At 42.2% G+C, this 22,787-nt stretch carries 19 protein-coding genes, 8 tRNA genes, 1 rRNA gene and 2 pseudogenes; 25 read left to right on the forward strand and 5 right to left on the reverse strand.

What is annotated here, in order from left to right:
* The 13 genes from NBH03_RS15050 to dut all read left to right on the forward strand — a co-directional run.
* A 23S ribosomal RNA gene (locus NBH03_RS15050) occupies positions 1–112 on the forward strand; the annotation flags it as partial.
* 58 nt (positions 113–170) lie between these two features.
* Positions 171–244: transfer RNA gene (locus NBH03_RS15055), tRNA-Asp, on the forward strand.
* Between the two features lie 7 nt (positions 245–251).
* Positions 252–324: transfer RNA gene (locus NBH03_RS15060), tRNA-Val, on the forward strand.
* A 5-nt stretch (positions 325–329) separates the two neighbouring features.
* A tRNA-Thr gene (locus tag NBH03_RS15065) sits at positions 330–402 on the forward strand.
* 30 nt (positions 403–432) lie between these two features.
* Positions 433–514 (forward strand) — tRNA-Tyr (locus tag NBH03_RS15070).
* Positions 515–583: 69 nt separating this feature from the next.
* Positions 584–657 (forward strand) — tRNA-Met (locus tag NBH03_RS15075).
* 4 nt (positions 658–661) lie between these two features.
* Positions 662–734, forward strand: a tRNA-Phe gene (locus tag NBH03_RS15080).
* A 4-nt stretch (positions 735–738) separates the two neighbouring features.
* Positions 739–811: transfer RNA gene (locus NBH03_RS15085), tRNA-Lys, on the forward strand.
* A 266-nt stretch (positions 812–1,077) separates the two neighbouring features.
* A complete protein-coding gene (nrdD, locus tag NBH03_RS15090; protein WP_250800050.1) occupies positions 1,078–3,204 on the forward strand; it encodes an anaerobic ribonucleoside-triphosphate reductase in 2,127 nt (708 codons plus the stop codon).
* A gap of 246 nt (positions 3,205–3,450) precedes the next feature.
* Positions 3,451–3,858, forward strand: coding sequence for a ribonuclease Z (locus NBH03_RS15095; protein ID WP_250800051.1), 408 nt, complete (start codon positions 3,451–3,453; stop codon positions 3,856–3,858).
* Positions 3,855–5,021, forward strand: coding sequence for a DNA/RNA non-specific endonuclease (locus NBH03_RS15100; RefSeq protein ID WP_250800052.1), 1,167 nt, complete (start codon positions 3,855–3,857; stop codon positions 5,019–5,021). Before NBH03_RS15095 ends, NBH03_RS15100 begins: the two co-directional genes overlap by 4 nt.
* A 167-nt stretch (positions 5,022–5,188) precedes the next feature.
* Entirely contained in the window at positions 5,189–5,743 is a 555-nt protein-coding gene (gene nrdG / locus NBH03_RS15105) for an anaerobic ribonucleoside-triphosphate reductase activating protein (RefSeq protein WP_117527917.1), read from the forward strand.
* A 12-nt stretch (positions 5,744–5,755) separates the two neighbouring features.
* Positions 5,756–6,199 carry a dUTP diphosphatase gene (gene dut / locus NBH03_RS15110; RefSeq protein ID WP_015514751.1) on the forward strand — a complete coding sequence of 148 codons (444 nt, stop codon included), beginning with the start codon at positions 5,756–5,758 and terminating at the stop codon, positions 6,197–6,199.
* Here the strand turns inward: dut and NBH03_RS15115 are convergent.
* Entirely contained in the window at positions 6,196–8,751 is a 2,556-nt protein-coding gene (locus tag NBH03_RS15115; RefSeq protein WP_250800053.1) for an aldehyde dehydrogenase family protein, read from the reverse strand. The two genes, dut and NBH03_RS15115, sit on opposite strands and share 4 nt — an antisense overlap.
* A gap of 206 nt (positions 8,752–8,957) precedes the next feature.
* Between NBH03_RS15115 and serS the strand changes: the two genes are divergently transcribed.
* On the forward strand, positions 8,958–10,244 hold the full coding sequence (serS, locus tag NBH03_RS15120; RefSeq protein ID WP_227083457.1) for a serine--tRNA ligase: 1,287 nt from the start codon (positions 8,958–8,960) through the stop codon (positions 10,242–10,244).
* A 21-nt stretch (positions 10,245–10,265) separates the two neighbouring features.
* A complete protein-coding gene (locus NBH03_RS15125) occupies positions 10,266–11,138 on the forward strand; it encodes a DUF3881 family protein (RefSeq protein WP_117527788.1) in 873 nt (290 codons plus the stop codon).
* A 131-nt stretch (positions 11,139–11,269) separates the two neighbouring features.
* Here the strand turns inward: NBH03_RS15125 and NBH03_RS15130 are convergent, their stop codons facing one another.
* Both NBH03_RS15130 and NBH03_RS15135 read right to left on the reverse strand, forming a co-directional pair.
* Complete coding sequence (locus NBH03_RS15130) at positions 11,270–11,494, reverse strand: hypothetical protein (RefSeq protein ID WP_117527790.1); 225 nt, start codon at positions 11,492–11,494, stop codon at positions 11,270–11,272.
* A 113-nt stretch (positions 11,495–11,607) separates the two neighbouring features.
* Positions 11,608–12,981, reverse strand: coding sequence for an MATE family efflux transporter (locus NBH03_RS15135; protein ID WP_117541424.1), 1,374 nt, complete (start codon positions 12,979–12,981; stop codon positions 11,608–11,610).
* Positions 12,982–13,175: 194 nt separating this feature from the next.
* Here NBH03_RS15135 and trxA point away from each other — a divergent pair, with 194 nt between their 5' ends.
* The 7 genes and pseudogenes from trxA (at position 13,176) to NBH03_RS15170 (ending at position 18,100) form a co-directional block, all read left to right on the forward strand.
* A complete protein-coding gene (gene trxA, locus NBH03_RS15140; protein WP_117541426.1) occupies positions 13,176–13,484 on the forward strand; it encodes a thioredoxin in 309 nt (102 codons plus the stop codon).
* Positions 13,485–13,817: 333 nt separating this feature from the next.
* Positions 13,818–14,192: pseudogene (locus tag NBH03_RS15145) on the forward strand (tryptophan synthase subunit alpha); the annotation flags it as partial.
* A 151-nt stretch (positions 14,193–14,343) separates the two neighbouring features.
* A tRNA-Arg gene (locus NBH03_RS15150) sits at positions 14,344–14,415 on the forward strand.
* A 234-nt stretch (positions 14,416–14,649) separates the two neighbouring features.
* Positions 14,650–15,105: pseudogene (gene tnpA / locus NBH03_RS15155) on the forward strand (IS200/IS605 family transposase).
* Between the two features lie 225 nt (positions 15,106–15,330).
* Positions 15,331–15,603, forward strand: coding sequence for a hypothetical protein (locus NBH03_RS15160; protein ID WP_215690572.1), 273 nt, complete (start codon positions 15,331–15,333; stop codon positions 15,601–15,603).
* A 20-nt stretch (positions 15,604–15,623) separates the two neighbouring features.
* Complete coding sequence (locus tag NBH03_RS15165; RefSeq protein WP_227083276.1) at positions 15,624–16,046, forward strand: N-acetyltransferase; 423 nt, start codon at positions 15,624–15,626, stop codon at positions 16,044–16,046.
* 203 nt (positions 16,047–16,249) lie between these two features.
* The gene (locus NBH03_RS15170) at positions 16,250–18,100 is read left to right on the forward strand and encodes an AAA family ATPase (RefSeq protein ID WP_250800054.1); all 1,851 of its coding nucleotides are present in this window, start codon (positions 16,250–16,252) and stop codon (positions 18,098–18,100) included.
* Positions 18,101–19,024: 924 nt separating this feature from the next.
* On the opposite strand, the gene NBH03_RS15175 is transcribed toward NBH03_RS15170, so the two are convergent.
* Positions 19,025–20,341: an IS4 family transposase gene (locus tag NBH03_RS15175; protein WP_250800055.1), complete on the reverse strand. Its 1,317-nt coding sequence runs from the start codon at positions 20,339–20,341 to the stop codon at positions 19,025–19,027.
* Between the two features lie 638 nt (positions 20,342–20,979).
* Here NBH03_RS15175 and NBH03_RS16040 point away from each other — a divergent pair.
* The 3 genes from NBH03_RS16040 to NBH03_RS16240 all read left to right on the forward strand — a co-directional run bounded on the left by NBH03_RS16040 (position 20,980) and on the right by NBH03_RS16240 (position 22,143).
* Positions 20,980–21,222 (forward strand): cytidine deaminase family protein, encoded by a 243-nt coding sequence (locus NBH03_RS16040; RefSeq protein ID WP_330621081.1) that lies wholly within the window; start codon positions 20,980–20,982, stop codon positions 21,220–21,222.
* 217 nt (positions 21,223–21,439) lie between these two features.
* A complete protein-coding gene (locus tag NBH03_RS15185) occupies positions 21,440–21,955 on the forward strand; it encodes a GNAT family N-acetyltransferase (protein WP_117541851.1) in 516 nt (171 codons plus the stop codon).
* A gap of 41 nt (positions 21,956–21,996) precedes the next feature.
* Entirely contained in the window at positions 21,997–22,143 is a 147-nt protein-coding gene (locus NBH03_RS16240) for a hypothetical protein (protein ID WP_330642676.1), read from the forward strand.
* A gap of 394 nt (positions 22,144–22,537) precedes the next feature.
* Here NBH03_RS16240 and NBH03_RS15195 read toward each other — a convergent pair.
* Positions 22,538–22,787 (reverse strand): cupin domain-containing protein (locus tag NBH03_RS15195; RefSeq protein ID WP_250800056.1); only part of this gene is annotated, 250 nt, incomplete at its 5' end.

A 22,787-nucleotide genomic window follows, 5' to 3' on the forward strand; every position in this document is an offset into this window, starting at 1 on the left:
TCTCATTCGAAAGAAGTAAGACCCCTTGAAGACGACGAGGTAGATAGGGCAGAGGTGGAAGGGCAGTAATGTCCGGAGCTGACTGTTACTAATCGGTCGAGGGCTTGACCAAAATGGTTCTAAGAAATGTGTTTAGTTGATATGCAGTTTTGAAGGTGCATACCTTTGATGGCCTAGTGGCTCAGTTGGTTAGAGCGCCGCCCTGTCACGGCGGAGGTCACGGGTTCGAGTCCCGTCTGGGTCGTTCATATGGAATCTTAGCTCAGCTGGGAGAGCATCTGCCTTACAAGCAGAGGGTCATAGGTTCGAGCCCTATAGGTTCCATTGATGCCGATGTGGCTCAATTGGCAGAGCAGCTGATTTGTAATCAGCAGGTTATCGGTTCGAGTCCGATCATCGGCTTTTCTCGATATAAAAACTATATAGAGATATGGGCGGATTCCCGAGTGGCCAAAGGGGACAGACTGTAAATCTGCTGCGACACGCTTCGGTGGTTCGAATCCACCTCCGCCCAGTTGAAGTACTTGATAAATGGAATAGTTTGTCAGGTACTTATGTGTCTAAACAGACAATTAGATTATATCGCGGGGTAGAGCAACCCGGTAGCTCGTCGGGCTCATAACCCGAAGGTTGTTGGTTCAAATCCGGCCCCCGCAACTCCGCCCAGATAGCTCAGTCGGTAGAGCAGAGGACTGAAAATCCTCGTGTCACTGGTTCGATTCCGGTTCTGGGCACGATGGGATATTAGCTCAGTTGGTAGAGCACTAGACTTTTAATCTAGGTGTCCCGGGTTCGAACCCCGGATGTCTCATTGTTTTTAAGACTCTGAAATTATTTCAGAGTCTTTTTTTTCGCTAATGATCTGCTGTACAGAAAAAACTTTTTAAAATTCGTGAAAAGTGACGATATTTATTCTTCGAGATATTTCCTATGGTATTTTAATGACAAGCGTGCTATAATAGTCCACGGAGCGTTTGAGAAATAGAACGAATGTTCTTACTATATTTTGTGGTTAATTTGTTGTTTATGTTTGTAGACAACATGATATTGTTTCTTATAGATGAGAGGAAGGTCATTATGATTGTTATCAAAAGGGATGGACAGGAAGTCAATTATAACCGCAGTAAGATTATAGTTGCTATCGGGAAAGCCAATGAGGAGGTTCCGGAAGAAGAGAGAATCTCGGATCAGGAGATTGAAGAGATCGTTTCTTATGTGGAGACTAGAAAGAGAAAGAGAATTCTTGTTGAAGACATTCAGGATATCATCGAGCAGAAATTGATGGCCTTAGGGAAGTTTGATTTGGCGAAGCGATATATTGTGTATCGTTATACACGTGAGTTGGTGCGCCGCGCCAATACAACAGATGATTCGATTTTGAGCTTGATTAAGAACAGCAATAAAGAGGTTATGGAAGAGAATTCCAACAAGAATGCGACAGCAGCTTCCACTCAAAGAGATTTGATCGCAGGCGAAGTTTCCAAGGATCTCACAAAACGTCTGCTTTTGCCTGAGAAGATTGCAAAGGCCCATGAAGAGGGAATTCTGCATTTCCATGATGCGGATTATTTTGTACAGCCGATTTTCAACTGCTGTCTGATTAATATTCAGGATATGTTGGACAATGGTACCGTTATGAACGGCAAGCTCATTGAGAGTCCTAAGAGTTTCCAGGTAGCCTGTACGGTGATGACTCAGATCATTTCAGCAGTAGCCAGCAGTCAGTATGGTGGACAGTCTGTTGATCTGAAGCACCTTGGCAAGTATCTGCGCAAGAGCCATGATAAGTATGAAAAGGCCTATAGAGCACATTTTGGCGATGAATTTGATGATGATACCATTGAGAAACTTGTCCAGGATCGTCTGAAGGATGAGTTGAAGTCCGGTGTTCAGACGATTCAGTATCAGATTAATACATTGATGACTACCAATGGTCAGTCACCTTTTGTTACACTCTTTCTGAATCTGGATGAGAATAACGAATACATTGAAGAGAATGCAATGATTGTTGAGGAAATCCTCAGACAGCGTCTTGAAGGTATTAAGAATGAGAAGGGTGTTTATGTAACACCTGCATTTCCAAAGTTGATTTATGTTCTGGATGAGAACAACTGCTTAAAGGGTGGCAAATATGATTACATTACGAAGCTGGCTGTGAAATGTTCTGCAAAGCGTATGTATCCGGATTATATTTCTGCGAAGAAGATGCGTGAGAATTATGAAGGCAATGTTTTCAGCTGTATGGGATGCCGAAGTTTCCTGTCACCTTGGAAGGATGAGAACGGCAACTATAAGTTTGAAGGTCGATTTAATCAGGGTGTTGTCAGCATTAATCTGCCGCAGATCGGTATTCTGGCGAAAGGGAATGAAGAAGTATTCTGGAAACTGATGGACGAACGTCTTCAGTTATGTTTTGAGGCGCTTATGTGCCGTCACAATGCGTTGAAGGGTACATTATCGGATGTCAGTCCTATTCACTGGCAGTACGGTGCGATTGCCCGTCTGAATAAGGGTGAGAAGATTGATCCGCTTCTGTATGGCGGTTATTCTACCATGTCTCTTGGCTATATCGGACTCTATGAAGTAACCAAGCTGATGAAGGGTGTCAGTCATACGGATCCTGTGGGCGAGGAGTTTGCACTTCGTGTCATGAATCATATGAAGGAAGCAGCAGACAGATGGCGTGATGAGACGAACATCGGTTTCAGTCTATATGGTACACCGGCAGAATCTCTTTGCTATCGTTTTGCAAGAATCGATCTTGAGAAGTTCGGTGAGATTAAAGATATCACTGATAAGGGATATTATACGAATTCTTATCATGTGGATGTCAGAGAGAAGATTGATGCATTCAGCAAGTTCTCATTTGAGAGCCAGTTCCAGAAGATTTCATCCGGCGGATCTATTTCTTATGTGGAGATTCCGAACATGAGACATAATCTTGAGGCATTAGAGGAAGTTGTCAAGTTTATCTATGACAATATTCAGTATGCAGAATTTAATACAAAGTCTGATTATTGTCATGTCTGTGGTTATGACGGCGAGATCAAGATCAACGATGATCTTGAGTGGGAATGTCCGCAGTGCGGCAATAAGGATCACTCTAAGATGAATGTTACAAGACGTACATGCGGTTATCTTGGCGAGAATTTCTGGAATGTGGGTAAGACGAAAGAGATTAATGCCAGAGTGATGCATTTGTAATTCAAACCAAAAACCAAAAAAGACGATTTTTACAGCATTTAATAATGTAAAAATCGTCTTTTTAATTTCAAAAGCCAGGTACTTCTGCTTCAAAAAAAAAAGAAGATGTATGGTATAATAGTTTTATGTCGTGTGAGGACGAATTTATTGACAACCAATGTTGTTGACAGCACTGGCAAAATAATTGCGCTAGAGATTTTAAGTAGCGCAATAGGATGTCAGAAAAAAGATGATGGAGGAGTAATAATGCGAGTAATAGTTTGCGTGGATGACAATGGAGGTATGATGTTTAATCATCGCAGACAGAGCAGGGACAGAGTGCTTTGTGAGCGCGTGCTGCAGATGGCTGATGAGCGTGATTGTAGCGTGTATATGAATACGTATTCAGCTAAGATATTTCCGGAAGATAACAGAATTGCAGTGTCTGAGAATTATCTGGAGGAAGCAGGAGTACAGGATTTGTGTTTTGTCGAGAAAGAGCCGCTGGCGACTTATTTTGACAAAATAGATGAATGCATCGTTTTTAAATGGAATCGTGTTTATCCGGCAGATCAGCATCTGGATATTGACATTTCCAAAATGACTAAGGTTCAGGAAGAGGAGTTCGTGGGATTTTCTCATGAGAAGATAACGATGGAGGTTTATGAACGATGAGAAGCAATAAGCGGAACAATAAGTTAAGTTATTTTTTGACGCTGTTGTTGTGTATGTGCATGCTGGTTGGCTGCGGATCCGGTGCAGCAACCCAGGTTATGCTGAAAGCAGAAGATTCAGAAACAGAATCTTATGTTGAGACGGTTCAGACGGAATCTACGGAGAATGATCCTGGGGATGAAACAGAGATACAGACAGCAGCTGAAACAGAGATACAGGCTGCTGCACAAGTCCAGTCGGATGACTCAAAGCAAAAAGTGGTTCATACCGGTACCGCATCAGCATTTAATGCAGCAGATGTTCCGGCATATTCCGGGGAACCATATACAGCTGTCAACAATAATGAACCCTATTTTACATCGGATAATCTGACAACAGAAGCTTTTGAAAATTACAGTGAATTGGATGCGCTTGGACGCTGCGGGGTGGCTTATGCCAATGTTTGCCTTGAGACAATGCCTACAGAGAAGCGCGGCAGCATCAGCGAAGTGAAGCCCACAGGATGGCATTCAGTTAAATATGACAATGTGGACGGCAAGTCGCTGTACAATCGCTGTCATCTGATTGGCTATCAGCTGACTGCTGAGAATGCCAATCAGCAGAATCTTATTACCGGTACACGTTATCTGAATGTGGACGGGATGCTGCCTTTTGAGAATATGGTGGCCGATTACGTGAAAGAAACAGATAACCATGTGCTTTATAGAGTGACGCCTATATTTACGGGCGATAATCTTGTAGCGGATGGCGTACTGATGGAGGGATATTCTGTCGAAGATGAAGGCGACGGTATTTGCTTCTGCGTTTATGCGTACAATGTTCAGCCGGGAATTACAATAGACTATGCAACCGGTGACAGCTGGCTGTCTTCAGAAAAGGGAAATTCCGACAGCAGTTCCGGCGGCAATTCTGCAGTCAGCCAGTCAGCCGCAGACAAAAGTGGTACACAGCAGGCTGCGGTTCAGACAGAATCCGTCAAGGAGACAAGCGCACCGGTCAGCACAGGGACAGAGTACATATTGAATACGAATACCAAGAAGTTTCATTATCCGTCCTGTTCTAGTGTGAAGCAGATGAAAGCGTCCAATAAAAAGGAATACACAGGTTCCAGGGATGATCTGATCGCTCAGGGATATGATCCGTGCAAGAAATGCAATCCATAAATTAACGCAGAGGTATTATTCATAAATTTGCTGCTTGCGGTTCATGTTGTTTTCTCATATAATGATAAGGATGCATGTCTGTACAGCTGGCACAGAATGTGAATCGGGTCGGGGCGATGTGATCACGACCGAAACAAATATATTTACTGAATAGAAGGTTGATGAATTTGAATTACGCAGATATTAAATACTGCGATGTGGCCAATGGCAAGGGTGTTCGTGTGTCGCTTTTTGTCAGCGGATGTACGCATCACTGCAAAGGATGTTTTAACGAGGAGACATGGAATTTTCATTACGGAAAGCCATTTACAGAAGAAACGGAGAAACAGGTACTGGATTATCTGGACAAATCTTATATTGCGGGTCTGAGTCTGCTTGGCGGGGAGCCCTTTGAGCATGTGAACCAGCAGGGACTGCTTCCACTCTTGAGAAAAGTAAAGGCAAGATTCCCGGAGAAGAATATCTGGTGTTATACAGGCTATGATTTTGAAAAGGATATTCTCGGAAGAATGGCAGAGCAGTGGGAAGAGACAAAAGAGATGCTGTCTTATATTGATGTGCTGGTGGACGGCGAGTTTAAAGAGGCACTCAAGAGCCCGAGCCTGCAGTTTAAGGGCTCATCGAACCAGAGAATTATAGAAGTACAGCCCTCATTGAAAGAGGGTCATATTGTCCTCTGGGAGCCGAAGGAATATGTTCATGTTGAGGTCAGAGAGAATTAGGAGGAGATGAAGATGAAACAGCAGGTGAATATAAAGAAACTGGATGACAGAGCAATCATTCCAACATACGGAACAGCGTTTTCAGCAGGTGCGGATCTGTATGCATGTATGGATCATGCAGTGACGATCGCACCGGGTGAGACCTATCTGGTACATACAGGCATCAGTGCAGCAATCCCTGAAGGTTATGCAGGGCTTATTTATGCGCGAAGCGGGCTGGCAACCAAGAAAGGTCTGGCACCAGCCAACAAGGTAGGGGTTATTGATGCGGATTACAGAGGCGAGATTATGGTTGCGCTGCATAATCATTCCAATCAGCCGGCAGAGATTGAGAACGGTGAACGTATTGCACAGATGGTGATAACACCGTTTTTGACAGCAGAATTTGTCGAGACAGCGGAACTGGATGAGACAGAGCGCGGTGCAGGCGGTTTTGGATCTACAGGCAGAATCTAATAGATATCCTTTAGAATCCGGACAATTTCACTGACCAGCGGATATCCGGATCCGGCATCGGCACAGATGGCGGATAACTGTTCAAAACTGTGCAGAGCCAGGTCCTCTATGCGCTGAAGATAGTCTTTTTCTCGGATATGGCAGCTCTTAATATTGGTCGGGAGATGGGCATCATCAAGAAGTGTGTCAATTTTTTCGGCCAGTATATCGGCTGCCCGTCGGTTTCCGTCGAAGGATGGATTGATGGCAGCCAGCATTTTTAAATAGTTATCAGCAGAGCAGGCGGAGGCAGAAACCGTCCAGGCTTTTCCGGAGAGATGTGTGGAATCACTGCCATAATACAGGAGCAGACGGGGTATCAGGAGTGCCTGCAAGGCAGACATCGATATCCGAAATTCACAGCATAATTGTTGTGAGAGGATATGAGAAAGGCCGAGGCCGGTATGAGAACAGGCCAGTCCAGATAAAATACATGCATTTTGCAAATGTTCAAAACAGGCGTCAGGCCTGTTTTTTTGATGCCCTCTTTCGGAGGGGGCGGACAAAAAAAGCGGAAGCCAGACAAGAAACAGCTGAATGGAACGGAAAGCCATAGCATCGGAAATATCATCTCCGCCGACGAATAAGAGAGAATCAAAAGCATCGGCCATAGCAGCCATGCAGGCACTGATCAGATGTTTGTGGCTTCGAAAAAAGGAAAAATGGCTGTCAGCAATCAATGTAAAATAGGAAAGCCGGCAGGACATATCTGTCAATCGGTTGCTGCAGCTGTCATAGTGTGGATAAAAAGGCAGAAGCGCCGCATGGCATCCGGCATCCGAAGTCATGATGATCAGGCGTGGGAGGGAAGAACTTGCGGATTGCTGATAACGGGTCATGAGCATTTTGGCAATATGGACAGCGGTGCTGTCACCAATGACAATGAGACAATCCGGTGCAGCAGGCAGTTCAGGAAAAAGCGAGTGCTGGCAGAGAAAGTCGGTGATCTGTGAATCATCGGGCGCAAGCTTTAGGCATTCATACTGAATAAAGGGGTATTTTTGCTGTATCCTTTTTATGACAGTCTGAACGGCAGATTCTGAAAATGCAGGACACTGCAGAAAGAGAAGATGGTCTTCATGTTCATAAAGTTTCAGTTGTTCAAGGGGATTTTGTCCATAATAAATTTCTGCAGGAAAAGAAAAGCAGTGGGCGGTTTCGATCATTGTCGAATGGCAGCGGCGGATGGAAAAAAGCTGAGGAATGGCTGAAGAAGGAAGAAGATGGCCATAGATATCCATATATTGCTGGATCATGGATACAGAAGCAGCCGGAGCATTTTCAATTATGGAAAAATCCGGAAGTGCATAGGATAAAAATGAAATCGGTGCATTGTCGGCGGCATAAAGCGCAAGATAATGATGTGTCGGCAGAGGGCGGGTGTCGGAAAAAGGAAAGTCAGTGGAAAAAGATGCACTTTTTGTGGATAAAAGACGAATTTTGTCGGCTGCCTGTTCATAATCATTCACCGATATCAGTACAAGAACCGGGCACAAAAAGGGCAGAAGAAGTGGGTGGGAAGCATTATCCGGTTCGATTTCAAGAATAATGAGGCGGGTGGCTTCAGGAATGACAATACCGGCCAGATCAGCCAGTGCCTGCGCAGATTGTCCGATAACAGAAGGATTAACTGTATTGTCCGAAAGGTTGGCAAGAATCGCAGTGAGGCGGACAATTTCTTCCGGGGATGCAAAATAACCGCCGGTGCGGCGCAGGGCATCTTTCAGCGGCGGCAGGATCACAGCATCGGCACAGATTATCTGCTCACCGTTCAAGCACATTCCGTTGTCAAAGGTTTTGGATAAAACAATCTGCCCTGCAGCAAGTGTCGGATCAGCACTGTAGTGGATATAGCAGAAAGCAGGCTGTGGAAAGGAAAGGATACATTCCGCTGAAAAAGCAGAAAATACTTTGCGGATATTGGCGGAAAGTCCGGAAAGAATAAGGCCGCTGATGTCGGGACAGTGATTGCATTTTTCAAGCAGGTTGTCATCAGCAATTTCCAGCCATTGAATGCAGTTGTCAGGTGCACCGGCAGCAATTGCAGCATCACGGACCAGGGAGGCTGTTCGGGCTGATATCTGAAATGCACTGTCAGAAAAGAAAAAAATGAGCGGATTTCCTGTTTGAATGGCAATAGCAGCGGCAAAGAGGGTTTCAGTGACCGGATGTATGGATGATGGTATGCCAAGCAAAGTGCCGGAGGGCTGGCTTTGGGTGTGTGTGTCCGTGCAGGAAAGACGTTCTGAAAAGGGAGATTCTGTTTGAAGGCAGCAGGAACGGAGGTCACGAAGCAGGCGTGTGATTATGAGCATCCTGTCCTCAAAAATACCGTAGCCCGTCTCTTGGACGCTGTCACGGGCAAGGGATGCGCAGATGGGCTGAAGGGTATCCAGAACTTGCAGAAAAATCCGGCTTCGTTCGGCAACATTGGTCCAAAGCCATGCGGCACGTGCCTGTCTGGCATAGGTCAGTTGTTCATTCAAAATATCAGGATATAAAAAATCAGTCATGGTTATATTTCCTTTCAAAAGCAGAATTTGAAATAACGCGGAGTAAAATGCCATGTTTATAGTATATGCGTTCATGAAAAAGAGTATGCTGATAAAGAAAGGGCAGGCAGAAGTATTGAAAAAGTATTTTTACAATGGTATAATTAATGCTCGATAAGAATGAATGGATCCGCCCCTGGGCGGGCAGTGATGATGAGGTGACAAAGATGCTTGATATTAAATTAATCAGAGAGAATCCGGATAAGATCAAAGCCGGTTTGAAGGCAAAAGAGGTAGATTGTGACGAATTGATCGACCGTATTCTCGAGTTAGATGAACAGAGAAGAACACTCCTTCAGCAGACAGAAGCGCTGAAGGCTGAACAGAATAAAGTAAGCAAACAGATTCCTGCATTGAAGAAGGCTGGTGAAGATACAACAGCAATCTTCAAGGAAATGGGTGAGATCAAAGGCAAGATTTCCGCGCTGGACGGACAGTTAAGAGATGTTGTGAACGAGTATCAGCAGGATTTATATTGTCTGCCGAATATGCCGGATGATGATCTTTTACCGGGCGGCAAGGAGAATAATGAACCGCTGCGTTATTTTGGCGAACCGAAGAAGTTTGACTTTGAGCCAAAGAACCATGTGGATCTCTGTACAAACCTTGGCCTGATTGATTATGAGCGCGGTGTTAAGCTGGCCGGCAACGGTTTCTGGATTTACAAAGGCATGGGCGCACGTCTTGAATGGGCATTACTGAACTACTTTATTGATACACATCTGGCTGATGGCTATGAGATGATCATGCCGCCATACATGCTTGAATATCAGTGTGGTCTGACAGCAGGTCAGTTCCCTAAGTTTGCAGATGAAGTTTATAAGATTGCTAATCCGACAGATGAAGGCAGAATTCATTACATGCTGCCTACAGCAGAAGCTGCGCTGGCATCTGTTTACAGAGATGAGATCCTGACAGAGGCTGATCTGCCGAAGAAATTCTTCTCTTACACACCATGTTTCAGAAGAGAAGCAGGTTCTTACAGAGCGGACGAAAGAGGTATGGTCAGAGGCCATCAGTTCAACAAGGTAGAGATGTTCCAGTACACACTGCCTGAGAAGTCAGATGAAGCGTTTGAAGAACTCGTAACAAAGGCTGAGAACCTTGTTAAAGGCCTTGGCTTCCACTTCAGAACTGTGAAACTGGCAGCAGGTGATTGTTCTGCATCTATGGCAAGAACATACGATATCGAGATTTCTATTCCATCTATGAATGGTTACAAAGAAGTTTCTTCTGTATCCAATGCAAGAGATTATCAGGCAAGACGAGGCAATATGCGTGTCAGAAGAGCAGATCGCTCTATCCAGTTCATGCACACATTGAATGGCTCCGGTCTTGCTACATCCCGTGTACTTCCTGCACTGGTTGAGCAGAATCAGCTGAAAGACGGTTCTATCGTTGTTCCTGAAGTTCTGAGAAAATATCTTGGCGGTATTGAAGTTATTTCCAAGTAGAAATCATTTGCAGGTGGTTATATGCATGATTATTTGAGAGCGGTAGGTTTTAGTAAGGTTCAACATAAAAGAGATTTGCAGCGGCTGCTTGATATGGTCATGGGAAGCCCTGACAGTGAATTTGCTTCAGATTGCGGCGGCACGGTCTATGCAGAGAAGTGTCGAGATTTTGTGTCCAATGCAGGCATCACGGTGCGTGGTGAAGTAGATGAGCATGGTATGTTCAGTTATGAATATTATTTTCCGCATTATACAGGTCATCAGATTTCGCTCACAGATGATGTCAGTGTTGAGAAGATTTCTGAAAGAGAAGAATATGATGGCATGTGTGATGTGGTGAATCTTGGGGTATCTCTTATTTTCCATATGAATCATCTGATGGATTATGCAGATATGAACCCGAAGAGTCGTCAGATTTCTTCTGTATCCGTAAGGTTGTCGGCATTGTCGATTTCCGGCAAGGTGATCCTGCCTGTTGTGAGAAATGATTCTGAGCGTTTGAAGCGGCTTCGGGAGAATGAATCACGCAATGGTATGATTGCAGCCGCCAGACAGGGCGATCAGGATGCACTGGAGAATCTCACATTAGAGGATATTGACATGTATACCTCTATTTCAAAGCGTATCAAGTCAGAGGATGTCTTGACGATTGTAGAGTCTTATTTTATGCCGTATGGTATTGCCTGTGATCAGTATTCGGTGATGGGGGATATTCTCAGTGTAGAAGAAGTCTACAATCAACTGACAGGAGAGAAGCTGTATCAGATACAGATCGAATGCAATGATGTGTTGATCGATCTGTGTATGAATGCAGAAGATCTATTGGGTGAGCCTGCAGTGGGACGCCGTTTCCGCGGCAATATCTGGCTTCAGGGGCATCTGGACTATGTATAAACAGATGGAAGCAGTGTCTGTGAATCGGACCTGAATTCCGTGTAGGGACTCTCAGGTGAGTCCAAGAGTGTATAAAAAAGCTGGCATACTGTTGTTATTCGCAGTACGTCAGCTTTTTCTTTTAAAAGATTCTAAAAGTCATCATCGTCGTCGTCATCATCAGCTTCAGCTTCAGCTTCAGGGTTCTCATCTTCCGAAGCAGGTGTAATAGATTCGCTGTATATTACTGCCAGGTGGGAAAGCAGAGCTAGTTCATCTTTGTCGTACGGTTTCTCAAGAGATGGGTCGACAAGATTCTTCAGAGACAACTTGTCCGGTTTTCGGTTCTTGACATATTCTTCAAAATCGCAATACATTTGTATACCTCCCTATCCTGAATCAGTACTATAATGCAATAATAGATGTATTATAGTTGATTATAATATTAAAAGACAAAATATACAATGGGTATCTTACACAAAAATTTCTGTTATGCAGATTTACTAATACTTTGCATTGCCTTTTTGAAGACAATACGGAAAGTAATGATGGATGCTGTAATGGAAATGGTGTCTGATACCGGTTCCGCAAGAAATACAGCAAACACTTTGTTGTCAAAGAAATGCGGCAGTATAAAAATCAGCGGAATCAGCAGAATAATCTTCCTGAGGCAGGCGATAAAAAGGGATGCCTTTGCTTTTCCAAGGGCTGTAAATGTCTGCTGGACAGACATCTGGATGCTGAACATGCAGAAAACGGCCATGTAAACCCGAAGTGTCCAACCGGCTGTCGCAATAATTTCTTCAGAATTGCTGAATATGCGGATGAAGGTTGTTGGCGACAGTTGGACAAACAGCCAGAAAACGGTCAGCGCTGTCATAGAAACAGCAAGCATGCATTTAAACGTCTGTCGGATTCTTTTGGCGTTGCCGGCACCGTAATTGTAGCTGATGATGGGCTGAGCCCCCTGACCAATGCCCTGTACGGGAATCCATACCATCTGCTGGATCGTGCTGGAAATGGTCATACAACCAACGGCAATATCACCGCCATAATGCTGCAGTGAGGAATTAAAGGCAATATTCAAAAGTGCATCCGTAGCCTGCATAACAAAAGGACCGAGTCCGAGTCCGAGACATGGAATGACAATGCGCTTCTCAAGGTGCATATCGGATTTCTTCAATCTCAGCCGGGTCTTTTTGCCGGTGAGGAACCTCAGAATCCAGATGCAGGACAAACCCTGTGAAATGATTGTTGCAAGGGCGGCACCACGGACTCCCATATGCAGACCGTAGATAAAAATCGGATCCAGGATAATATTGGCACCGGCACCGATCAGGACGGAGGTCATGCTGAAACGTGTGAATCCCTGTGTCGTAATAAAAAGATTCAGGCCCAGAGCCAGCATGACAAAAATCGATCCGGAAACATAAATCTGCATATAAGGCAGCGCATAGACAATTGTCTGTTCACTGCAGCCGAAGAGCCACAGCAGCGGTTCACCAAAAATCCAGAAAAATACACTCAGGACAACGGCTTCAATGATCAGGACAACGAAACAGTTATTCAGGATCCTGTTGGCTTCGGTTGTCTTATTCTGCCCCATGCAGATGGCGGCTCTTGGGGCACCGCCCTGACCGATCAATGCTGAAAAAGCAGAAATAAGATAAATAATCGGAAAACACAGTCCGATGCCGGTCAGCGCAGAACTGCCGGTTCCGGGCATATGGCCGATATAAATTCTGTCTACGATGTTGTAGAGCAGATTGACCAGCTGGGCAATGACCGTGGGAACGGCCAGTTTAAAAAGGAGCTTTCCCACCGGTGCGGCGGCAAGCTCGTTGGAGACATTCGTCTGATTCAAAATGATCACAATCCTTTAATGTTTTCTAAGGAGTTACTTTTTGTTTAAAATAAAGTACTATATAAATTAGTATAGCGGGTGAATGGACAAAAGTAAAGTAACTTCATAAAATCAGATATTTCATTCTGTGGGTATCTCTGTTATACTGAGCATGTAAATGATATGGAAGAAATTTAATTTCAGGAGGTTTTATTATGGCAATTATAGATTTAACAAAAGAAAATTTTCAGGCGGAAATTACAAAATCCGACAAACCGGTACTGGTAGATTTCTGGGCTGTATGGTGCGGTCCGTGTCAGATGATGGCACCGATTCTTCATGAACTTGAAACGGAAATGCCGGATGTTCAGATTGGCAAAGTCAATGTGGATGAGCAGATGGATCTGGCACGTCAATTCCGTGTTGTCAGCATTCCGACACTGATTATTTTTAAAAACGGACAGGAAGTTCAGCGTATGGTTGGTGTGACATCCAAGGAAGAGCTGAAAGATGCGCTGAAATAAAAAGATAAAAAATTATAAAAATTTCTTGACAGATATATTGTGCACGTACAGAGAGTCCGGGAAGATGAGAGCCGGGCCGAACGCAGATAGGCAAATGGACCACTGAGGGCATAGTGAAAGGCAGCAGAGCTGTTCAAGTATTCTATGACGCGGGGCAGGCGTTAATTGCCGGGAGTATGTTAGTACTTCTTTAACAAGCGCGCAGGATTTTTCTATCCTGTGAAGCAGGGTGGCACCGCGATATAAGTGAATTCCAATCGTCCCTGGCAATGTATTAATTTACATTGCCGGGGATTTTTTAGTTTCGGGATCCGGCGTGAGCCGGATATCGGATGTGAAGCGGCGGGACTGGATTTGATCTCTATGATCGCACCGACATCCCATGACCGCATCAAAATGATCGCTGCAGAGGTAAAAGGATTTGTGTATTGCGTTTCGTCACTGGGAGTTACCGGTGTCAGAAGTGAGATTACAACAGATATCGGTGCCATGGTGCGCCTTGTCAAAGAGACTAATCCGGACATCCCATGCGCCGTTGGATTCGGTATTTCAACACCGGCGCAGGCTGAAAAAATGGCAGCTGTATCGGATGGTGCTATTGTGGGCAGTGCCATTGTTCGTCTGTGTGAGAAATACGGATCGGAGGCAGCAGGTCCGATCGGAGAGTATGTACGCAGCATGAAAGCGGCTGTGCTGCAAAAAGACTAAAGGCGGTCACAGAGTGCCATCGGCCGACTCTAAGACAGCTTTCAATAAACAGACAGTTTTCAATAGCAGGTCAAGACTTGACTTTTCAGGTTGTAAATAGTATGATATTTAAACAGGCGTCTAAGTGTGAAACACCGGGATGTACTGGTTCGTCCTCTTAGTTTAACGGATAAAACAAGCGCCTCCTAAGCGCTAGCTGTGGGTTCGATTCCCGCAGGGGACGGTTGCATACAAAGCGGTAATGATTAGCAGAAAATGCTATGTCATGAACCGCTTTTTTCTTTATGGACTTTAGTATGTTTCGCCCATCTCCATTTTTCGTTGTTCCGAAAAATGGAGATGGGCGAAACAATAAACCACCCGCTATGCGGGTAAGAGTCGATTGTTATACAAAAAAATTACCTTTCCATTTTCAATAAAGTTGTTCAGGCTATATTGTGGAAAGGAAAGGTAATTTATGGCGAAGAAAGAAAATTCACTCGCACATACGAAATGGATGTGCAAATATCATATCGTCTTCACACCTAAGTATAGACGAAAAGCAATTTATAATCAATACAAAGCGGATATAAGAGATAATATAAAATAATTGTGCAGTTATAAAGGTGTTGAAATTATTGAGGGGCATTTAATGCCGGATCATATTCACATGTTAGTAAGTATTCCGCCAAAGATAAGCGTATCATCGTTTATGGGATATTTGAAAGGAAAAAGTGCACTTATGATATTTGATAGACACGCAAATTTAAAGTATAAATTTGGAAATCGTCATTTCTTGGCAGAAGGATATTATGTTAGTACGGTAGGATTGAATGAGGCAACAATAAAAAAATATATTCAAGAGCAGGAAATGCATGATATAGCAATGGATAAATTGAGTGTAAAAGAATATGAAGACCCTTTTAAGGGTTGATGCCAAGTAGTAACAATACCCCTTAAGGGGTAGCGACGAGTCAAGAGCAATATGGCTTGAACGGAGCTATGCGAATGCTGTGTAAGCAGGATTCCCATAGCCAAAAGAGAAAGCCAGCGTCTTGAGGCGCTGGCCTAGTAGCAAGGGCTTATAGCCCTAGAGCAAACCACCCGTTGGACGGGTTGTCATGATTTGAGTTTTTTGGAATAACAGGAGTGATTGCTTATGGCATCGGAACGAACCGATGAATTATACAAGGTTTTACTGGACAGAGGATATCCCAAAGAGTTCTGTGCAGAAATTGCCTATAAAAATATGAACACAGATTATACTGCCACCCGTATGCTTGGATATTTATACCGGGTAAGTGATCCCCGAATCGAGGATCTGGTGGATGAGATGCTTGCAATCTTAAGTGACAGAGATGCAATCATCCAGAAAAAAGAAATGGAACATGCCCAGGCTGTGATCAATGAGATTTACAGAAACGGGTTGTAAAGAAAATATGGTACAAGAAAATGATTCGAAGATTTGAAACAAGAGATCTGGATGAGATAATGGACTTATGGCTTCATGCAAATATAGAGAGCCATTCTTTTATAGAAGCAGATTATTGGAAAAAGAATTATGATATGGTCAGAAAGCTGATTCCTGAAGCGAAAGTATTTGTAGCAGAAGAAAATGAGGAAATTCTGGGATTTATTGGTCTGACAGATACTTATATAGCCGGGATCTTTGTAAAGGAAACGGAACAATCAAAAGGGATCGGAACAGAACTGCTTCGCACCGTTATGAATTTATATGATCAGTTGCAACTGAATGTGTATAAGAAAAATATGAGAGCGGTAGTGTTTTATCAGCATTGTGGATTCAAAATTGTGAATAAGGAAACTGATGAAAATACATCAGAAGAAGAATATACGATGGAATGGCATCGTTAGGCGGGAGAAAAAAATGAAGTCAGTAATTGTTTATGCATCTGTACATCACGGAAATACAAAGAAGTTGGTAGAGAAAATTGCAGAGGAATGCAAGAAACCGGACATTCACTCAGAAACGCAGAGGGAGAATAACGGAAATTTAACGGAAATACATTGCTGAAGTTTCCGATATATGTTATGATATTTCCGAAAGGGGCGATTGTATGACCGATATTAGATATATTTCAACAAAAGAAGCCGCCGGGATCATGGACTTATCAACCAGAAGAGTAGTAGGATTATGCAATGCAGGAAAACTGGAAGGTGCTTTGAGAAAAGGTCGCAATTGGAAGGTTCCGGAGGAGACTGCATATGCTTACATTGGCACTGAAAAACCTAAAGCGGGAAATGGAAAGATCCTTTCTTGCGCAGTCGGCAATACATCTTACATGGATGTAGTAAAGAACAGTTATTATGTAGATAAAACTCTTCTGATCCGTGATTTGATTGACGATCAGGTTCCGGTCATTTTGTTTACCAGACCACGAAGATTCGGCAAAACACTTGCTCTTGATATGCTTAAAACGTTTTTTGAAAAAACGAAAGAGGATACATCTATTTATTTTAAAGATAAACAGATTTGGTCATGTGGTGAAAAATATCAGAAGATGCAAGGTGCATTTCCGGTGATTTCCATCACTTTCAAAGATGCAAAGTTTTCGGATTGGGCCAGTACTTATGCGGCAATTAAAAATGTGATCCGTGATGAATTTATGCGGCACAATGAGCTTTTTACAAGCGACAGACTTAATCCGGTGGAACAGGATTATTTGTCCAGAATGCAGACGGATGAGCTGAGTGATGTGGAATATACCAGATCACTCCTGAATCTGGGACGCATGCTGGAAAAACATCATCAGTCTAAGATAGTCATTCTCATTGACGAATATGACACTCCGATCCAACAGGGACATTCCAGAAATTTCTATAATGAAGTGATTACATTTATGCGTAATTTTATGTCCGGTGGTCTTAAAGATAACCCTTCTCTTGCTTTTGGCGTTCTTACCGGTATCTTGCGTGTGTCAAAGGAGAACCTGTTTAGTGGACTTAATAATCCAATCGTAAATTCTGTACTTGATGAGAAATACAGCAAATACTTTGGATTTACCGTGGATGAAGTGAATACCATGGCAGCATACTACGGACAGGAGACAAAACTGGAAGAACTTCGTGAGTGGTACGATGGATATCGTTTCGGAAGTACAGAAATCTATAATCCCTGGTCTGTTGCCAATTATTTCTATAATAACTGCCAGGCGAAACCATATTGGACCAATACTAGTGATAATGAGATTATCCGGGAGATCATGATATCTCTTACACCGGATATTGCAGAAAACCTTTTTGCACTGTTGCAGGGGCAGACCGTTCAGGCATCGTTAAATATGGATGTCATCTATCCGAGGATAACGGATGGAACCGATACCATCTTCAGTTTCTTGTTACTTGCAGGATATTTAAAACCTGTAAGCGATGCAGTTGAAACAGAATTTGGGACATTTATGGAGCTGGCGCTGCCGAATAAGGAGATTCGCAGAGTTTACAATACAGAGATTTTATCCTGGCTCAAGGGGACAGTAGATGGCAATGTCATGGCTGGACTTGAAAAAGCACTGTATCTGAATGATGGGAAGAAACTTCAGGAATTCCTCCGAAAATATATGATTACCTGCATCAGTTGTTTTGATGGAGCAGCAGAAGGCTTTTACCATGGCATGATGCTGGGACTGGCAGCAGGTATGTCCTCAAGATATTACATTAGATCAAACAGGGAATCCGGAGAAGGAAGATTTGATCTTGTGTTGGAGCCTAAGGTACATTCTTTGCCGGGTGTTATCATGGAATTCAAAGCGACAAAGAATGATGCCGGTTTATCTGCATCCGCTGACGAGGCTCTAAAGCAGATTGAGGATAAGCACTATGATACAGATATGAAGGACCGTGGAATCAAGGAAATTGTGAAATATGGCATTGCCTTTGCAGGTAAAAATGTAGAGATTGCAAAAGGTTGAAAAGATAAGTCCATCCCTTCGCCAACTCGCCCAGACTTGCAGTTTTCTTTGCATAAAACCATGCTCTGGCTAATGGTAGCCAAGTTGGCGACCATTAAAAATCGAAATTCTTTTATGTACATTGTTGAATGATATGGTAAGGCATGATATATGTTATAGTGACGAGGAAAATGAATCAAGCTTGCTTGGATTCATTTGACGACCGCTGATTATCCGTAAAACGTATTTTACGGATGTATCTTAGCAATACCAGGTGAAGCTGACGGGACGGGGGATAGTTTTGACCACTGAAGCAGTTTTTCTGAGTGCCGGCTGATAAAGTCCCACGAAATAGCAAAGCGGTGAAGCCGGTGACGAATAAGAACTCCATTGCCAAAATTAGGAATACACAATGTGTGCGTTTTTGGAGCATAATATAAGCGTAGAGATTATAAAACAGGTCAATAATTTAATAGAGTTATCAATTCCGAGAAAGTACGGAATCGGTAGCCGATAAATCTATTGGCGTCGTTATAAGCACTCAATTTTTACTGTTTGGCAATTCGGTACTGAGAACTAAATTAGCTCATGCCAACATTTTGCAAATAAAACAGGCCGAAACGGGGCCTATCCGGGAACATATAAGAACTGACAATCAGGTGCCCACGATAGCTAATAATCCCCGTAAATCAAGGCTTTTCAAGAACTTCATAAAACAGCGATAAACCAGGAGCAAGGTACCGAGTGCCTTGCTCCTAAGCGGTAGGTCGGGTGTTCGAGTCATCTCGGGAACGCCAAAAACCCCGCCGAAAACCCTGTAAAATCACAATGTCATTAACTTTAGCAAAAAGCAGAAATCGTAATTATTATAAATTATGATTCCTGCTTTTTTACTTTTGATATGGGCATACTTATCCCTTGTTTCTACTATTCATATCTTTTTAGCTAATACGCTCTTTTATGAGTATTTGAATATTTTCCTGCTAACTGCCCTTTCGTTCTTTTGTAATGACGGTCAGGACGAATCGGAACAAGATTCTTACTGATATCTTCATATATCTGTTGAAACAACATACTTTTCTTTTTCTCATTCGTCTCAAGAAGAATATAGATCAGATCATTTTTTAAGATTCCAATACTAACTGTCTGATTGATCATCATTTTATGCTTTTTCTCTGTCTCTTTCTGATCCAGTTCACGTTCTGCGTCTAATATGATATCTTCAGCTAAATTACTCAGATATATGGTACTGTATATATCCTGTAATAACAAAATCGCTTTTGTTCCTGTGAAATTTTCTAATTGTAGCCGACTTTTTAAGGTTTCGTATGCAGTTTCTATTCCCCATCTCATATGATATAACTCTTTAATTTCTTTTGTAGAGAATTCAATTTCTGAGAGATTCGTGGCTAACACTTCTAAGCTTTCATTTTCTAACGGGATTTTTATCATACGTAATGAAATTTCTCCCAGTTCTTTCATACGTTCTCCATCTATCGTCCCTTCATAGTGTCTGATTCTTGACTTATCAAGTTTTATTTTAACCAATTGATCATTTTCCGACAGACTGCTTTGTTCTTTTTTATAATCACTGCTTTTTAAACGTACGATAAATTTAATACCTTTATCCATCATATGTATAAACGCAGGTGTAGAAGGATATCCCCGGTCCATGATAATGATAAATGGAATATTTCCTATGGTTTCCGGTATCCGCTCTAATTGCTTTTCTGCCAGGCGCATCTCATTAAATTTTACTTTGTTACAATCACTTTCTAGTATCATGCGATTCATTACATCATAGATACAGCCTAATCCTATTTGAGCCTGGGGTTTTGTATTTTTTCGGCTTGCAGAACCATACAGTTCCAGCGTTTCAGCAGTGGTAGGAATATTAATGTCTGAGCCGTCTGCTGCTAATATTAAATGGCCTTTATAAGTTGAAAAAGAGGAATCCGCATAGAAGTTGCGGTTATGATATTTATACAGTTCTAAAAAAGCATCTGGATTAAGTTTCATACGCTGTTTCAGATATCCTGGTTTGGAAATGAATGTTCCCGGATGAGCAATTTTCATATAATTTCTCAGTTCCAATGCCAATGTCAGCCCCTTTCTGTTTATCATTGTGAAAAGAAGATCCTGAAGAGGCATTTTTCTAGTTCTGGTAAAATGATTTTGGTTACCAGACCGACAAAATGCCTTAAATTCATTAGAATTCATTTTTTCTATATCCATGAATGTACGTTTTTGAGAATGTTTCATGAGCATCACATCCTTTTCTGCGGCAGGTTCATGGTTTCTCTTTACAATGTAAGCATATCAAAAAAAGCAGAAGATATCTAATCCTTTTAGATTTAAGTTAATGACATTGTGTAAAATCAAGGTTTTCGGCGTTTCTTATTTACCGAGAGAAATCGGACAGGTAGCAAAGTGCGATTAGCAAAAGTCCATCTTGCTAATCAAAATACCTTTCCTGCTAATTTCCCGAAAAAAGCTGCTAAAAATCATGCTAATTTGAAAGGCGATAGTTCCAAGTTCAACAACAGCTTGTTTTATAGGTTTATCTGCTACCAGATACGGCACATTTGAGTATCCCATCGCTTCTATATATAAATATAATGGAAACCTCCATGATACTAGTAACGTTAATGAGTCACTGCCATCATGGAGGTCCACGTATCAAAGATACCCTCTTGTGAAAACGAGATTCTGGTGTTATTCTATTCATGGCAGTGTTAATGATGATCCTGTTCAATTGTTATTTTGTGGTGATTTAACAATACTACTTTTAGGACTCATTATCTACTGCCTTTTTTAAGTTAAAGAGAAAACTGCGCCACAGCCTTCGCAGGCCATCGCGCAGCGATTTAGTTCAATCGGTATTTAATGAGGTAAGTAATATGTGGGACAAATTATATAATGCAGCGGTTAAGGTGCAAAATAGTCGAAAAATTTCCCCATTTATAGATGCAGGCGGTGTTGCAGCTGCTATTCTTACAAAACAAGGAAATATTTATGTTGGTGTATGCATCGATACGGCATGTACACTTGGAATGTGTGCAGAAAGAAACGCCATTGCCAATATGATTACGAATGGAGAGAGTCGGATTGATAAGGTCGTAGCAGTTATGCCTGATGGTTGAGTGGGTTCTCCTTGCGGTGCTTGTCGTGAGTATATGATGCAATTAGACAAGAATAGCGGAGAAATTGAAATTCTACTTGATATTGAAACTAAAAAAACAGTCAGACTCAAAGAGTTAGTCCCCAATTGGTGGGGATATGACAGATTTAGAGAATAGTCAAGCAAATTCCAGTATGTAGAATTAAGAAAATCGGTATTTTTGAGGAGATAGATATAAAATGACCTTCCAATTAGTTTGTATAGAACCAAAAGAATTAACGCAATACAAGTCGGATATGCAGGAAGCATTTCAGAAAGGTTTTGAAGATGTTTTCGGAAAAACAGATGCTGTTATTCTGCCTGAAAAGGACATTGACCAGTCGCTGAATGCAGAGGGTTCTGCTGTCTATAAAGCTGTTGTCGATGGAGAAATGGTGGGCGGTGCTGTTGTTATTATCAATGAGAGTACACAGCATAACCATCTTGACCTGCTTTTTGTAAAGAACGGAGTTCAGAGCAATGGTATTGGTAAGAAGATATGGTTTGAATTGGAACGAATATATCCGAACACGAAAGTATGGGAAACCTGTACGCCGTACTTTGATAAGCGCAACATTCATTTTTATGTGAATGTCTGCGGTTTTCATATTACAGAATTTTTTAATGAAAAACATCCTATGCCGGATACACCGGACGATTTTGTCGGTGATGGCAATGAGGGAATGTTTGCGTTTAAGAAGCAAATGCGTTTATGAACTTCAAGTTTGACGGAGTAGTAGATATGAAAATCTGAGAAGTGAATGAGAATAAAAAGCAATTTATAGCATTATTGTTATTAGCTGATGAGCAGGAAAAGATGTTTAATCACTATCTTGAAATAGAGTATGGCAAAAAGAGCATAGGAAAACCGCGTTATCATTTTGAGCAGTTAAAGATAAAATGATCACAATCAATAAAGCAATTAAAAACGCCGATACAGGATTTTTATAATCCTATACCGGCATTTGTTGGTTACGAGAGAATGTGTTTTACGCTTACTTTCCAAATGTATTGCTGGATTTAGCTGCAGCTTTAGCTGCCATGGTGTTTGTGGACTCAAACAAGGAAGGTGTCGGCGCGACCGGACACATCAGCACTCGTCCTGTTTCCTTGATAGTGCCACCCAGAAGATCTTTTAGAGCGTCCTAAATATCTTCCATCGTCTCAATATCATACTCTCCGAGAAGCTGACAGATATATTTCTTTTGCCATCTGTCATTGTTATTCTGCGTACTGTTTTCTTCCGTTTTTTCAGAATACAAGATTCTCCCAATGTTGTCTATTATATCATAGACTCTTTAATAACTTAAAATGACCTGCGCAATAACATCCGTTTCACCTTTATTGATATATTTATGATGCAATGTTGCATCAAACTTAATGGCCTCTCCGCTTTTCACTATATAGGAACGATTTTCAACAACAATCTCCAGTTCGCCTTGAAAAACTGTAATGTATTCCATTTTTGCGTTTTTATGGGTTACCGATTCGTGGTCACATCCTGATTTATAAATACAATAATAAATCTCGAATCCCGTTGTTGGAGAA

It is taken from the genome of Coprococcus intestinalis (assembly GCF_023656595.1).
Classification (GTDB): domain Bacteria; phylum Bacillota; class Clostridia; order Lachnospirales; family Lachnospiraceae; genus Coprococcus_A; species Coprococcus_A intestinihominis.

Bases quoted from the DNA above. Each gene is read 5' to 3' on its own strand.
- NBH03_RS15175 (WP_250800055.1), bottom strand. From the start codon at position 20,341: ATGAAACATTCTCAAAAACGTACATTCATGGATATAGAAAAAATGAAT.
- nrdD (WP_250800050.1), top strand. From the start codon at position 1,078: ATGATTGTTATCAAAAGGGATGGACAGGAAGTCAATTATAACCGCAGT.
- trxA (WP_117541426.1), top strand. From the start codon at position 13,176: ATGGCAATTATAGATTTAACAAAAGAAAATTTTCAGGCGGAAATTACA.
- NBH03_RS15160 (WP_215690572.1), top strand. From the start codon at position 15,331: ATGGCATCGGAACGAACCGATGAATTATACAAGGTTTTACTGGACAGA.
- NBH03_RS15170 (WP_250800054.1), top strand. From the start codon at position 16,250: ATGACCGATATTAGATATATTTCAACAAAAGAAGCCGCCGGGATCATG.
- NBH03_RS15165 (WP_227083276.1), top strand. From the start codon at position 15,624: ATGATTCGAAGATTTGAAACAAGAGATCTGGATGAGATAATGGACTTA.
- serS (WP_227083457.1), top strand. From the start codon at position 8,958: ATGCTTGATATTAAATTAATCAGAGAGAATCCGGATAAGATCAAAGCC.
- NBH03_RS15100 (WP_250800052.1), top strand. From the start codon at position 3,855: ATGAGAAGCAATAAGCGGAACAATAAGTTAAGTTATTTTTTGACGCTG.
- NBH03_RS16040 (WP_330621081.1), top strand. From the start codon at position 20,980: ATGTGGGACAAATTATATAATGCAGCGGTTAAGGTGCAAAATAGTCGA.
- NBH03_RS15115 (WP_250800053.1), bottom strand. From the start codon at position 8,751: ATGACTGATTTTTTATATCCTGATATTTTGAATGAACAACTGACCTAT.
- NBH03_RS15130 (WP_117527790.1), bottom strand. From the start codon at position 11,494: ATGTATTGCGATTTTGAAGAATATGTCAAGAACCGAAAACCGGACAAG.
- dut (WP_015514751.1), top strand. From the start codon at position 5,756: ATGAAACAGCAGGTGAATATAAAGAAACTGGATGACAGAGCAATCATT.
- NBH03_RS15125 (WP_117527788.1), top strand. From the start codon at position 10,266: ATGCATGATTATTTGAGAGCGGTAGGTTTTAGTAAGGTTCAACATAAA.
- NBH03_RS15185 (WP_117541851.1), top strand. From the start codon at position 21,440: ATGACCTTCCAATTAGTTTGTATAGAACCAAAAGAATTAACGCAATAC.
- NBH03_RS15095 (WP_250800051.1), top strand. From the start codon at position 3,451: ATGCGAGTAATAGTTTGCGTGGATGACAATGGAGGTATGATGTTTAAT.